Source organism: Dactylosporangium vinaceum (assembly GCF_019904175.1).
Classification (GTDB): Bacteria; Actinomycetota; Actinomycetes; order Mycobacteriales; family Micromonosporaceae; genus Dactylosporangium; species Dactylosporangium vinaceum.
This window is the reverse complement of record NZ_CP061913.1, coordinates 10910292-10923375: the sequence shown is the minus strand read 5'-3', so window position 1 is coordinate 10923375 and position 13084 is coordinate 10910292. Positions and strand designations below refer to the sequence as shown.

The following is a 13084-nucleotide window of genomic DNA, read 5'->3' as shown; positions in this document are numbered from 1 at the left end:
TCAAAGTAGCAGCGGGGTACCTGAAAGGTTCTCAAAACTGGCAATCCGCGAGATCCGCTCGTATTACCTTGGAAATGGGCGAAAAGGGCGATCGGCGCGATGCCGCTTCACGGCCGGGGTCCGGTGGGCCGCCCCGGCCCGGGCCTCGCGGCTCAGGTGGCGAGCAGGGCGGTCAGCACGGGGCGGACGTCGGCGGGGCGCAGGTTGAGCGGTTCGAACTCGGCGGGTGTGGCCCACAGCAGTTCGAAGCTGTTGTCCGGGCCGTTCGCGACGGCCTCGGGGCCGGAGAGGGCCGGCACGCCCGTCACGTCGGCCATCAGGAAGTAGAAGCCGGTGCGGCCGCGCTCCTGGCTGGTCCAGATCCGGCCGGCGATCGTGGCCGCGAGGCCTGTCTCCTCGGCCAGCTCGCGTACGGCCGCCGCCTCGGCGCTCTCCCCGGCCTCGACGCCGCCGCCGGGGAGCACCGCATAGTGGTGGCCCGGGCAGTCGGGCCCGGGCCGGCCGTCTTCCGCGCACATGACGCAGGCGGCGGACGAGTGCCGGCGAAGGAACCGCTTGATCACCAGCACTCGACGCGCTTCGGTCACCACCGCGACCGCTCTCGGAATCGTCACCGCCGCACTATGCCGCCCCGGCGGAAGGAAAAGCCAGGCGGAGCACGGTCAGGCGGGGAGCGTGCCCACGCCGATGGGGCAGGTCAGGCCGTTGGGGCCGTGGTTGCAGTAGCCGCCGGGGTTCTTGGAGTCGGAGAGGTACTGCTGGTGGTAGTCCTCGGCGTAGTAGAACGGCCCGGCCGGCTTGATCTCGGTGGTGATCTGGCCGCGGCCCGCCTTGCTGACGACCGGCTGGAACGCCTCGCGCGACGACGCCGCCACGGCGGCCTGGGCCGGGGTGGTGGTGTAGATCGCCGAGCGGTACTGCGTGCCGACGTCGTTGCCCTGGCGCATGCCCTGGGTCGGGTCGTGGTTCTCCCAGAACGCCTTGAGCAGCGTCTCGTACGAGACGCGGGCCGGGTCGTAGACGACCTGGACGGCCTCGGTGTGGCCGGTGTTGCCCGAGCAGGTCTCCTCGTACGTCGGGTTCTTCGTGAAGCCGCCCTGGTAGCCCACGGCTGTCGAGTGCACGCCGGGGATGCGCCAGAAGATGCGCTCGGCGCCCCAGAAGCAGCCCATGCCGAAGTAGGCGACCTCCAGGCCGGCCGGCCACGGGCCGCGCAGCGGGGTGCCGAGGACGGTGTGCTTCGCGGCTACGGGCATCTGGGTGTCGCGCCCGGTGAGGGCCGACTCGGCGGTCGGCAGGTCAAGCTGCTTGGTGTACCGCAGGAACACGATCCGCTCCTTAGAACTTGATGCGTCTAGGCTCAAGTTTGCCTCGTCCAACGCCGCTGTGCCTTATGAGCTCATTACGGCTGCGACCTTCTCCGCGTAGGACAACGCCTCGTCGTCGGACGCGTATTTCGTCCGCGGCCAGAAGAAGCCCTTGAGCCCGTCGCCCTTCGTTCGCGGTACCACATGGGTATGCAGGTGGGCCACGCTCTGTGAGACCCGGTTGTTGATGGCGACGAAGGTGCCGCCGGCGGACAGCCCGGTCTCCACGGCCGCCGCGATCTTCTGCACAAACCCGAAATAGCTGGCGATGTCCGCCTCGGGTAGATCCACGAGCGTCACGACATGGGTGCGCGGCACGACAAGCACATGGCCCTTGAACACCGGCCGGATGTCCAGGAAGGCGGCGGCGGTGTCCGTGGCGGCCACCAGGAACCCGGGCGCGGCGCCCGACGCGATCGAGCAGAACAGGCACTCCGACACGAGCCCCACACTATCCAAGACTAGGGTCGGAGAAATGACCCACGGCTTCGATACACTCGCGATCCACGCCGGCCAGGAGCCGGACCCGGTCACCGGCGCGGTCGTGCTGCCGATCTTCCAGACCAGTACGTATGCCCAGGACGCCGTCGGAAGCCCGCGGCAGGGGTACGAATACAGCCGCACCACCAACCCGACGCGCGACTCGCTGCAGGAGTGCCTGGCCGCGCTCGAGGGCGGCCGCCGGGCGCTGACGTTCGCCTCCGGCCTCGCCGCCGAGGACACGCTGCTGCGCACGGTGTGCCGGCCGGGCGACCACGTGATCATCCCCGACGACGCCTACGGCGGCACGTTCCGGCTGTTCTCGAAGGTCGCCGAGCGCTGGGGCCTCAACTGGACGGCCGCCTCGATTCACAGCGTCGACTCGGTGCGGGCGGCGATGACCGACAAGACCCGGATCGTCTGGGTGGAGACGCCGACCAACCCGCTGCTCGGGATCGCCGACATCGCCGCGCTGGCCCAGGCCGCCCACGACCGCGGCGCGCTGCTCGTCGTCGACAACACGTTCGCCTCGCCGTACCTCCAGCAGCCCCTCCACCTCGGCGCGGACGTCGTCGTGCACTCGACGACGAAGTACCTCGGCGGGCACTCCGACGTCGTCGGCGGCGCGCTCATCGGCACCGACGAGGCCCTCATGGGCGAGCTCGCGTTCCACCAGAACGCGATGGGCGCCATCAACGGCCCGTTCGACGCCTGGCTCACACTGCGCGGGATCAAGACGCTCGGCGTGCGGATGGACCGCCACTGCGACAACGCCGAGAAGGTCGTCGAGTTCCTGTCGAGAAGCAAGAGCGTGGGCCAGATTCTGTACCCCGGGCTGCCCGAGCACCCCGGACACGAGACGGCGGCCAAGCAGATGCGCCGCTTCGGCGGGATGGTGAGCTTCCGCGCCCAGAGCGAGGAGCACGCCGTCGCGATCTGCAACCGCGCGAAGCTGTTCGTGCTCGGCGAGTCGCTCGGCGGCGTCGAGTCCCTGATCGAGCACCCCGGCCGCATGACCCACGCGAGCGCCGCCGGGAGCCCGCTGGAGGTACCGGGCGACCTCGTCCGGTTGTCTGTCGGAATCGAGACGATCGACGATCTTCTGGCCGATCTGGAGCAAGCCCTCGCTCGTTGACACACTAGACCGCACCGCACCGCCAGCGAGGTACGGGAAAGGGTGTCGACGATGCTGCACCGCTCCACCGCCTGGGTCGGCGCGACGGCCCGGGAGATCGCCCGCGCGGTGCGCCGCGGCGACACCTCGGCGACCGCCGTCGTGGCCGACCACCTGGACTCGATCCGGGCCTATGACCGGATCATCGGCGCGTTCCGGGAGGTCCGCAGCGGCGCCGCGATCGCCGAGGCGGAGATCGTCGACGACCAGCCGGACCTGGCCAACCTGGCGCTGGCCGGGGTGCCGGTCGCGGTGAAGGAGAACGTCGCGGTCACCGGGCTGCCGACGTGGAACGGCTCGGCCGCCGCGCGGCGCCCGGTCGCCGACGCCGATCACGAGGTGGTCCGGCGGCTGCGCGGGGCCGGGGCCGTCGTGGTCGGCGTGACCCGGATGCCGGAGCTGGGCCTCTGGGCCACCACCGACGACGCCGAGACCGTCACCCGCAACCCGTGGCGGACCGACCGCACGCCCGGCGGCTCCTCCGGCGGCTCGGCGGCGGCGGTCGCGGCCGGGCTGGTGCCGATCGCCCACGGCAACGACGGGCTCGGCTCGATCCGGATCCCGGCCGCCTGCTGCGGGATCGTGGGCCTGAAGCCGGGCCGCGGCGCGGTGCCGGCCGGGCTCGGGGTCAACGACTGGTACGGCCTGGCCGAGAACGGCATCCTGGCCACGACCGTCGCCGACGCGCACCTGGGCTACGCCGTGCTCTCCGGCCGCACTCCGGCGGCGCTCACGGAGCCGCGCGGCCTGCGGATCGCGGTCTCGCTGCGCAGCCCCGTCACCGGCGTGTTCGCGGACGCCGCCGCCAAAAAGGGCGTTTCGGATGTTGTACGTCTCGTGCTCGCACACGGCCACGGAGCCCTCAAGGCCGATCCGCAGTACCCGCCGGCGCTGGCCGCCCGCGCCCTGTCCACGTGGTTCGCGGCGGCCGCGGCCGACGCCGCCGAGCTGGACCGGGCGGCGCTGCAGCCGCGGACCCGCCGCCACATCACGCTCGGCGAGCAGGCGCTCCGGCAGGGCCTCGTCCGCGACGCCGACCGGGCCGCCTGGCGGGAGCGCTGCCGGAACTGGTTCGAGGCCGGGCGCTACGACGTGCTCGTGACCCCGGCGCTGGCCGCCGCCCCGCCGCCCGCGGATCGCCTGTCGGCCCGCTCGTGGTCGGCGAACATGCTCGTCAACACCCGCTACGCCCCCTACGCCGCGCCCTGGAACTTCGCCGGCTTCCCCGGCCTGGTCATCCCGGTCGGGGTGCGCGCGGACGGCCTGCCCGCGGCGGTGCAGCTCGTCGGGCCGCCCGGCTCCGAGCTGCTGCTGCTCGCCCTGGCCGGGCAGATCGAGCAGGCCGCACCCTGGCGGCGCCACGCCCCCGGCTGGCCCCGGATGGCGGCGCAGCGCAAGTGATCCGGGCCATCTCCTCGTGGGCGACGGCGGCCATGGTGTTCGCGGCCGCCGCGGCCCTGACGAATCTCGCGATGGCCTTCCTGCCGGTCGTCGACCTTCACGCGGTACACCATCCGGGTCCTGCGACAACGGCACTCGCCACGGCGCTGCGCCTGGTGGCCGGGGTCCTGCTGGGTGGGTTCGCCCTCGCGTTCGCGGTGGCGTGGGCCGGCTGGTCGAGCCGGGCCCGCAAGAACCTGCAGGGGTTCGGGGTGCGGTCGCGGCGGGTGGTGGACAGCATCGGGCGCGCGCCCGACGTGCGGCGCCGGATGACGACGCTCACCTGGGCGCTGCGCGGCGCGGTCCTGGCCGGCGGCCTGGCGCTGCTGCTGGCCTGGCTGGGCGGGCGGTCCACGGCGGGGGAGATCGCCGACGTGCGCGCGCAGGCCCGCTCGGGGCACCCGGTCGACGACGCGCTCGCGGCCCACCTGTTCGGCCGGGAGGTGCTGCTGTACCTGCCTTCGGCCGCCCTGTTCGTGCTTGTCGCGGTGCTTGCGCTGCTCTTCATCGCCCGGGTCACGAGCGCGCAGTACGGCCGGGTCGCGCGGCTGTCAGGCGACACAGGCCTCGCCGGTGGAGACGCAGTCGGCCGGCGGCGGCTGGGGGCCCGCGACGATGCGGTGGCGCTGGTTGGTGGCACGATCAGGGCATGACCGTTGCATCGGATCTCGTCACCCTCGCCGAGATCGAAGCGGCCCGGGAACTGCTGGCCGGCGTGATCCGCCTGACGCCCGTGGAACCCTCCCGGCCCCTGTCCGCCAAGCTCGCCGGCCCGGCGCTGCTCAAGTGCGAAAACCTGCAGCGCGCGGGCTCGTTCAAGGTCCGCGGCGCCTACGTGCGGCTGTCCCGGCTCTCCCCGCAGGAGCGGCGGCGCGGCGTGGTGGCCGCGAGCGCCGGCAACCACGCCCAGGGCGTCGCGCTCGCCGCGAGCCTGCTCGGCATCAGCAGCACCGTCTACATGCCGCTCGGCGCCCCGCTGCCGAAGATCGCGGCGACCCGCGGCTACGGCGCGGCCGTCGAGTTCGCCGGGTCGACAGTCGACGAGGCCCTTGTCGCCGCGCAGGAGTTCGCCGAGCGCACCGGAGCCGTGCTCATCCACCCGTTCGACCACGCCGACGTGATCGCCGGCCAGGGAACCGTCGGGCTGGAGATCCTCGAGCAGGTGCCCGAGGTCAAGACCGTGATCACCGGGGCCGGCGGCGGCGGGCTGATCTCCGGCCTGGCCGTGGCCGTCAAGACCCTGCGGCCCGACGTGCGGGTCATCGGCGTCCAGGCGTCCGGGGCCGCCGCGTTCCCGAAGTCACTGGCCCGCGGCAAGCCGGTGCGCCTGGAGCAGTTCGGGACGATCGCCGACGGCATCGCGGTCGGCCGGCCGGGCGACATCACGTTCGCGCACGTGGCCAAGCTCGTCGACGACGTCGTCACGGTCACCGAGGAGGACATCTCCCGGGCGCTGCTGATGCTGCTGGAGCGCGGGAAGATGGTCGTCGAGCCGGCCGGGAGCGTCGGCGTGGCCGCCCTGCTCGCCGGGGCCGTCCAGGTGGAGACGCCGGTGGTGGCGGTGCTCTCCGGCGGCAACATCGACCCGATGCTCATGGTCCGGGTGATCGAGCACGGCCTGGCCGCGGCCGGCCGGTACCTCACCTTCACCGTCCGCTGCGGCGACCGGCCCGGCCACCTGGCGAAGCTCCTGTCGTACATCGCCGAGCAGGGCGCCAACGTCGTCGACGTCGCCCACCGGCGCCAGGACCCGCGCCTCCAGCTGGGCGAGGTCGAGCTGGGCCTCTCCGTGGAGACGCGCGGCTCCGAGCACTCCGACCGGCTCGTGAACGCGCTGCGGTCGGCGGGTTACACGGTCACGTTCGGCACCTGAGCGCGCCTGCGCGGCAACGCCGGGGGAGTCGGCGCCGGTCAGCCGGTGCCCTCGGCTCTCAGGTGGCGGCGCTGGAGCTGGCGGCGTTCGCGTAGAACGGCCTGGAGGCCGTCCGGGGACAGCGGCGGGTAGAAGAGGAAGCCCTGGGCGGCCGTGCAGCCCAGCTCGGCCAGGCGGATGCGCTGCTCGGGGTGCTCCACGCCCTCGGCGACCACCCGCAGGCCGATTCTCCGGCCCAGGTCGACGGTGGTCTGGACGATGGCGGCGGCCTTCGGGGAGTCGAGCATCTGGGCCACGAACTCGCGGTCGATCTTGACTTCCTGGACCGGCAGCTTCGTGAGCACCGTGAACGCGGAGTAGCCGGTGCCGAAGTCGTCCACCGCCAGCTGCACGCCCAGCCGCCGGATGCGCGACAGGACGTCGTCGATCACGCCCGAGTTGGACAGCATCACGGTCTCGGTGATCTCCAGGACCAGGAGCTCGGCCGGGAAGCGGTGCCGGGCCAGGAGATCCTTGATCGTCTCGGGGAGCTGGCGCTCGGCCAGGCTGCGGGCGGAGATGTTCACCGACACCGGGGTGGCCAGGCCCGCCCGCCGCCAGCCCGAGGCCAGGAAGATGGCCCGCTCCAGCACCCAGTGGGTCAGCGGCGCGATCAGCTCGCTCGCCTCCACCGCGGGCAGGAACTGGGCCGGCATCAGGCGGCCGCGGCGCGGGTGGCGCCAGCGGAGCAGGGCCTCGACGCTCGTCACCGACGAGGCGGTGGTCAGCGCGATGGCCGGCTGCAGGTCCAGGGTCAGCTGCTCGTCGCCCGAGTTCGTGGCGTTCAGCGCCTCGCGGAGCTCGGCCAGCAGGGCCAGGCGGTCGGTGCTGGCGTCGTCGCGGGCCGGGTCGTACCAGGCGACCGGCTGGCCTCCGTCCTTCGCCTGGTACATCGCGATGTCGGCCCGGCGCAGGAGCTCGGTGAGGTCGGCCGAGCCGGCGGGGGCGACCACGACACCGATCGAGGTCTCCTTGGACAGGACCACGCCGTCGATCTGCATCGGGGCGGCGATCTGGGCGCCCAGCCGGCGGGCCCGCTCCACGGCCGCGGCCAGGGCGAGGTCGTCGGCGCCGGCACCGAGGTCGGTGATGAGGACGGCGAACTCGTCGCCGCCCAGGCGGGCGTGCAGGTCGTCGGAGGCGCCGGCGGACTGGACCCGGCGGGCGATGACCTTCAGGACCTCGTCGCCGGCGGTGTGGCCGAGGGCGTTGTTCACCTCTTTGAAGTCGTTCACGTCCAGCAGGAGCAGGGCCACCGGGTCGGCCGCGGGGCGGGCGGCCAGCTGGACGTTGCCCCGGCCCAGGAGGGCGGCCCGGTTGAACAGGCCGGTCAGCGGGTCGCGGACGGCGTCGTAGGTGGTGCGCTCGCTCATCGCGCGCAGCTCGCCGTGCGTGATGGCGTCGTGCATCGCGGCGGCCAGGGCGTCGCCGAAGGTGGCGAGCATCAGGCGGTCGCGCGGGCGGTGGGGCTCCGGGCCGGCCAGGTGGAGCTCGCCGACCGCGACCGAGCCGACGGTCAGGGTGCGGCTCGAATACGGGCCCGGGGGCAGGTCGCCGTGGGTCCGGCCGCCGGCCAGGACGATCCGGGCGGCGGGCACGTGAAACAGCCGGACGGCGCCGGCGATCCCGGCCCGGGCGGCGTCGCGCTCGTCGAGGCGGTTGAGGTCGCGGGCCACGTCGGCGAACTCGGACCAGGTGCGGCGCTCGTCGTCCTCGCCGATGCGGTTCGCGTAGAACTGGTGCATCAGCCACAGGACCGGCGGCAGCAGGAGGAGCAGGAAGCCGCTCGTCGCGCAGGCCCATACGACGACCAGGCCCACCGTGACGTTGCCGACGAGCATCAGCGGGGTGCTGGTGACCATCGTGGTGACGCTGGCCCGCAGGTCGCCGCCGGCGGCGACGATGCGCAGCACGACAAGGGCGAACGTGGCGACGAAGTACACGGCCGCGGCAACGCACAGCGCGACGATGAAGCGTGGCGGCAGGCCGGCGCGGTCGGCCCCGTTGCCCCAGATCAGGACCATGACAAGCGTGGCCAGGCCGGCGCCGACGGTCAGGGCGGCGACACCGTAGATGCTCTCGCGGACCGGGCGGGCGCGGCTGGCCCGGGCGTCGAACACGTGGAGCGCGGCGTGCGCACCGGCGAAGCCCAGGAGGGCGACGGGCGGGACGAGCTCCGGCGGCAGGAAGGCCAGCAGGACCACGACCGCGGCCTCGCCCCAGGCCAGGCGGGCCAGGCCGCCGCCGGCCCGGACCCGCAGCCGGGCCAGCTGCGAGACCATCGCGACGGCGGCCCCGGTGAGCATCGCCGTCGGTACCGCCGGCAGCCCCTCGATACTGAACCGATTCAACGCGGCGGCCACCGTGCCCTCGGGCAGGCGCCGGGAGGCCACGAGGGCCGTGATGACGATCAGGCCCGCCGCCGCGACCATGAGAACGACCAGGCGGGACGGCAGTGCACGATGGGCGCGCGCCAAGGCGATCACCACGTGCCCCCTTCCCTGCCCCCAGGGGTGCACGCCTGGCGAAAACGAACGCGCACCTCGTGAAGGCTAAGCCACCCGGGATTGGGACAACAGTGGCAGGCGATGCGTTTCTAACTCAGATCAACGTGCGCGACTACTCAGACGGAGCAGCCGCCATCCTGCTTTGCGGCATCCCCCAGGGGCGTGGGGCCGGGCAGCGTCGACTTGTTTCACGGCGACTTTGGGGGCGCGGGGCCGGGAAATTCGGCCGGCGTGACTACTCGGACGCGGCGGTGTCGTCCTGCTTCACGGCGTCCTTGGGGGCATCGGGGTCGGGGAACTCGGCCGGGAGGCGGCGGATTCGCATGGTCATGTTGCGGATCAGGAAAACCGTCGCAATGCCCAGGAGCACGATGATGAGCAGCCCCATGGGGCCGGCCAGGCCCCCGGAGCGGGTGTCGCCGAAGTTGTTCTCGGCGAGAACGTCCAATGCGCTCATACGCCTTACCTTACGCCGGCAAAGAGATCGTCTTCCGGCATGGAGGTCTCGACGAACGATTTGACGAGCTCGAAGTCTTCGGTGGGCCAGATCTTCTGTTGAAGATTGAGCGGCACGGCGAACCAGAACCCGTCCGGATCGACCTGTGTCGCGTGAGCGCGCAGTGCGTCGTCGCGCGCCTCGAAGAAGTCGCCGCACGGCACCTTGGTCGTGACCCGCTTGTCCGGGTCGGGCCACTCCGGCTGCCCCTCGCGCGCGGTGCGCCGCTCCTGCATCTCCTTGAGCCACTCGGTGTAGGGCGACTCGCCGGTGAGCTCCAGCATGGCCTCGTGGAACAGCGTCATCCGCTTGAACGACCAGCCCATGTTGTAGTACAGCTTCAGCGGCTGCCACGGCTCGCCCGCGTCCGGGTAGCGGTCCGGGTCGGCGGCGGCCTCGAACGCGACCATGCTGATCTTGTGTGTCATGACGTGGTCGGGGTGCGGGTAGCCCCCGTTCTCGTCATACGTCGTGATGACGTGCGGCTTGAACTCGCGGATGAGCTTGACCAGCGGCTCGGCCGCGACCTCGGGGTCCATGAGGCCGAAACACCCGTCGGGCAGCGGTGGCAGCGGGTCGCCCTCGGGCAGGCCGGAGTCGACGAAGCCCAGCCACGCCTGGCGGATGCCGAGGATCTCGCGGGCCCGGTCCATCTCGGCCCGGCGGATCTCGGCGATGTTCTCCCAGATCTCCGGCCGGTCGAGCTTCGGATTGAGCACGCTGCCGCGCTCACCCCCGGTGCAGGTCACCACCAGGACGTCGACGCCCTCGGCCGAGTACATCGCCATGGCGGCCGCACCCTTGCTCGACTCGTCGTCGGGATGAGCGTGCACCGCCATCAACCGCAACTGCTCGGTCACGAGCTTTCCCCTCCAAAGAGACCCACCGCGGAGCGCTGGAATGTCACGACCCTATTGTGGTCATTACCTCTGACAAAAAACGACGAGGACGCACTCCCGTGACCGCTGGGAACGAGACGCACGCCACAACCAAATACCCGCCGGGCCGCTACGGGCGCCGCCGGGAGCCGCAGCCCCGACGCCGCATCCTGACAGTCGTGCTCGCCGCCGCGGTGGCCGCGGCCGGCCTGGCGGTCGCCTGGCAGCTGTACGTGCAGTACGGCCCGCAGGACTACGAGCCGCAGGTCCAGCGCTTCTACAACGTCACCGACGACGGGATCACCGTCGACTTCGTGGTGCGCAAGGCCGCCGACCAGCGCGCGACCTGCAGCGTCCGGGCCCGGTCGGCCAGCGGCCAGGAGGTCGGGCTGGCCCAGGTGGAGGTGCCGCCGGGGGCAGAGGCGTACGTCACATATCGGCTCGCTACGAGTGATCGTCCGGTCACAGTCGAGGTCCCGGCCTGCGGCCCTCTGAACAAATAGACAAACGCGACCCCAAATTCAAGTGGCCGCGGTGATGCGGGTCACTGGTACTTTGGTGGTTTGACCGAGCGTGCCCGTAAGGAGATCTTCAGTGTCGACCACCGACGGCAACCAGGCCACCACCTGGCTGTCGCAGGACGCCTATGACCGGCTGCAGGCGGAGCTCGACGAGCTCATCGCCAACCGCCCGGCGGTAGCCGCCGAGATCAACGCACGCCGCGAAGAGGGCGACCTGCGCGAGAACGGCGGCTACCACGCCGCCCGCGAGGAGCAGGGCAAGGCCGAGGGCCGCATCCTGTACCTCAAGGAATTTCTCCGGAAGGCGGTCGTCGGCGACGCCCCGACCTCGAACGCGGTGGCGCCCGGCACCGTCGTCACGATCCAGTTCGACGACGACGAGGACGACACCGAGAAGTTCCTCCTGGGCTCGCGCGAGATCGCCGCGACCACCGACCTGACCGTCTACAGCCCCGAGTCCGCACTCGGCAAGGCGATCCTCGGCGCGAAGCGCGGCGACAACGTCACCTACACGGCCCCCAACGGCGCCAACATCAAGGTGAAGGTCATCGACTTCGAGCCCTTCGGCGGCTGAGACCCCCACGCGTTGCGGCCCAAGGGCCGCACGGGACCACCCACCACAAGGACGGCAATAGCGGCAGCGGTGAGCGGTTCCGAGGCCGCTTCGCTCCCGCCCCGGGCAGGGGGCTTAGCGCCCCCTGCACCCCGGGCCGCGCAGTCCGGCACTACGAGGGCGCAGCTCCGCACGACGAGTCGCGCCCGACGGCCGGCTGCAAGCGAGAGGGCAACGCGGCGCCTGAAGTCCAGAGGCCCCGCCGACGCCCACGCCACGCCACGCCCGCACCGGCACCACGCCGGCGTCTGGACACGGCCGCCGCGAGGACCACGAGTGACGGCCAAGCGGTCGGCCAGGCGCAGCGCGACCAGGCGGGGCCCGCTGAGAGGCGTCCAATCCAGCCGCACCCGGCCAGACCGGGAACGCCGACCCGCCCGCCGCTGCTCCGCAATGCGGCGGCGGGTCCGGCTGCGGTCCTGCAGCGAAGCCCAGCGACAAGACCCAGCCAAACCTCCGCAACACCGCCGGGACTCTGAACCCGTGTAGCGACGCGAGCCATGAAGCGCTCCGCAGCAACCCGCCATCAGGTCGATCCGACAACGTGGAGACCTGCACGGACATCCAGAATCCACGCAACCGAGTCAACCGAGCCGGCGAGCCTTTGAGCCGACGAGTCTTTGAGCCGAGCGGCAGCGACGGCCGTGCTCACCATTCAGTGCGACGAGTCCGAGGCGCAGCGACAGCCGTACTCCCCATGCGGTCCGCCGAACCGCCGACGCTAGGCCCCGACGCCCGGACCGCCAGCCGCCCAACGCCCTCAATCGCCGCCCGGACTGACACGGCACCGGCAGTGGCGCAGTCCCTCGCATTGAGGTCGCTTCCAACCAGGCCGACCACGACAGCGGATTGCCATAGGCGCGCGGGTTGTGGGTGGCGCCAGCGAATCAACCGCGCCCGCTGACCTTCAATCGCCCGTCACGTCGATGGTCACATAGTTCGACCTCCTCCTTCGCCTCGCTATTGGAACAGACTATTCCGTTCTGATAGAGTCAGTGCATGACGAACACCTGGCCCGTCCTGGACGAAGCCCACCGAGCCCTCCGCACCGTGATCGCGGCCCTCAAGCCCGAGGACTGGACCCGCCCGACTCCATGCACCCAGTGGAACGTCGCCCAGGTCCTTCAGCACGCCGCCGGCGACCAACTGGGCTACGCCGCCGCCCTCACCGGCACCGGCGGCCCCACCTTCGACCCCTTCTCCCCGTCCGGACACCTCCCCGAGACCGACATGGCCGCCTTCGCGGAGCAAACCCTCCAGACCGCGGCCGCCGCCTGGTCAACCGTCCCCGCGGACGCCGTCGAAGTGCCGACTCCCCTCCCGCAGGGCAACCTCCCGGGCTGGCTGGCCGCAAGCGCCTGCGCCCTGGACGCCGCCGTGCACGCCTGGGATATCGCGAAAGCCACCGCCCAGCCCTCCCTGCTCACCAACGACCTCGCCGCCGATCTCCTGAAAGCCGCGCAGGAACTGGTCGAACCCCTCCGCTCCTGGGGCGCGTACGCCGCCGTGATCCCCTCCACTCCCGCCGACGACACCACCGCCACCCTCCTGCGCTACCTCGGCCGTGACCCCCACTGGACCCCAGCCGCGTGACTCAGACCGGACGCCCATCCGTGCTCTTCCCATCCGCGCTCCGGCCGGTGACTCCGTCCAACTGCTCCAACCGGGCCCACCTCCACCCCTCGCCGCCTCCGAG

The 13084-nt window shown here is 71.8% G+C and carries 13 protein-coding genes; 7 read left to right on the top strand and 6 right to left on the bottom strand.

All coding sequences use genetic code 11. From position 1 onward, the window contains the following. Nucleotides 1-152: 152 nt before the first annotated feature. From Dvina_RS49080 to Dvina_RS49070, 3 genes are all read right to left on the bottom strand, one after another. Complete coding sequence (locus Dvina_RS49080) at nt 153-614, bottom strand: NUDIX domain-containing protein (RefSeq protein ID WP_246655818.1); 462 nt, start codon at nt 612-614, stop codon at nt 153-155. Between the two features lie 48 nt (nt 615-662). Then, the gene (gene msrA, locus Dvina_RS49075; protein WP_223098829.1) at nt 663-1328 is read right to left on the bottom strand and encodes a peptide-methionine (S)-S-oxide reductase MsrA; all 666 of its coding nucleotides are present in this window, start codon (nt 1326-1328) and stop codon (nt 663-665) included. Nucleotides 1329-1391: 63 nt separating this feature from the next. Then, nucleotides 1392-1808, bottom strand: a complete 417-nt coding sequence (locus tag Dvina_RS49070) for an HIT family protein (protein ID WP_223098826.1) — start codon at nt 1806-1808, stop codon at nt 1392-1394. 34 nt (nt 1809-1842) lie between these two features. Between Dvina_RS49070 and Dvina_RS49065 the strand changes: the two genes are divergently transcribed. The 4 genes from Dvina_RS49065 to ilvA are packed head-to-tail and all read left to right on the top strand — an operon-like array spanning nt 1843 to nt 6334. Then, entirely contained in the window at nt 1843-2982 is a 1140-nt protein-coding gene (locus Dvina_RS49065) for a cystathionine gamma-synthase (RefSeq protein ID WP_223098823.1), read from the top strand. 51 nt (nt 2983-3033) lie between these two features. After that, nucleotides 3034-4422, top strand: a complete 1389-nt coding sequence (locus tag Dvina_RS49060) for an amidase (protein ID WP_223098820.1) — start codon at nt 3034-3036, stop codon at nt 4420-4422. Beyond that, nucleotides 4419-5114, top strand: a complete 696-nt coding sequence (locus Dvina_RS49055) for a hypothetical protein (RefSeq protein WP_223098817.1) — start codon at nt 4419-4421, stop codon at nt 5112-5114. Before Dvina_RS49060 ends, Dvina_RS49055 begins: the two co-directional genes overlap by 4 nt. Next, the gene (ilvA, locus tag Dvina_RS49050) at nt 5111-6334 is read left to right on the top strand and encodes a threonine ammonia-lyase (protein ID WP_223098814.1); all 1224 of its coding nucleotides are present in this window, start codon (nt 5111-5113) and stop codon (nt 6332-6334) included. Before Dvina_RS49055 ends, ilvA begins: the two co-directional genes overlap by 4 nt. A gap of 38 nt (nt 6335-6372) precedes the next feature. Here the strand turns inward: ilvA and Dvina_RS49045 are convergent, their stop codons facing one another. The 3 genes from Dvina_RS49045 to mca all read right to left on the bottom strand — a co-directional run bounded on the left by Dvina_RS49045 (nt 6373) and on the right by mca (nt 10236). Continuing rightward, on the bottom strand, nt 6373-8859 hold the full coding sequence (locus Dvina_RS49045) for a putative bifunctional diguanylate cyclase/phosphodiesterase (protein ID WP_223098812.1): 2487 nt from the start codon (nt 8857-8859) through the stop codon (nt 6373-6375). 256 nt (nt 8860-9115) lie between these two features. Continuing rightward, nucleotides 9116-9337, bottom strand: coding sequence for a hypothetical protein (locus Dvina_RS49040; RefSeq protein WP_223106259.1), 222 nt, complete (start codon nt 9335-9337; stop codon nt 9116-9118). Nucleotides 9338-9342: 5 nt separating this feature from the next. Then, complete coding sequence (gene mca, locus Dvina_RS49035) at nt 9343-10236, bottom strand: mycothiol conjugate amidase Mca (RefSeq protein ID WP_223098810.1); 894 nt, start codon at nt 10234-10236, stop codon at nt 9343-9345. 98 nt (nt 10237-10334) lie between these two features. Between mca and Dvina_RS49030 the strand changes: the two genes are divergently transcribed. From Dvina_RS49030 to Dvina_RS49020, 3 genes are all read left to right on the top strand, one after another. Then, entirely contained in the window at nt 10335-10757 is a 423-nt protein-coding gene (locus tag Dvina_RS49030; RefSeq protein WP_223098809.1) for a DUF4307 domain-containing protein, read from the top strand. Nucleotides 10758-10848: 91 nt separating this feature from the next. After that, nucleotides 10849-11349, top strand: coding sequence for a transcription elongation factor GreA (gene greA, locus Dvina_RS49025; protein ID WP_223098808.1), 501 nt, complete (start codon nt 10849-10851; stop codon nt 11347-11349). A gap of 1038 nt (nt 11350-12387) precedes the next feature. Continuing rightward, nucleotides 12388-12981: a TIGR03086 family metal-binding protein gene (locus Dvina_RS49020; RefSeq protein WP_223098807.1), complete on the top strand. Its 594-nt coding sequence runs from the start codon at nt 12388-12390 to the stop codon at nt 12979-12981. Nucleotides 12982-13084: the final 103 nt, after the last annotated feature.

What these genes read in the sequence shown, in the direction of transcription:
- Dvina_RS49065 (WP_223098823.1), top strand. Translation starts at nt 1,843, where the DNA reads ATGACCCACGGCTTCGATACACTCGCGATCCACGCCGGCCAGGAGCCG.
- Dvina_RS49060 (WP_223098820.1), top strand. Translation starts at nt 3,034, where the DNA reads ATGCTGCACCGCTCCACCGCCTGGGTCGGCGCGACGGCCCGGGAGATC.
- ilvA (WP_223098814.1), top strand. Translation starts at nt 5,111, where the DNA reads ATGACCGTTGCATCGGATCTCGTCACCCTCGCCGAGATCGAAGCGGCC.
- Dvina_RS49040 (WP_223106259.1), bottom strand. Translation starts at nt 9,337, where the DNA reads ATGAGCGCATTGGACGTTCTCGCCGAGAACAACTTCGGCGACACCCGC.
- Dvina_RS49020 (WP_223098807.1), top strand. Translation starts at nt 12,388, where the DNA reads ATGACGAACACCTGGCCCGTCCTGGACGAAGCCCACCGAGCCCTCCGC.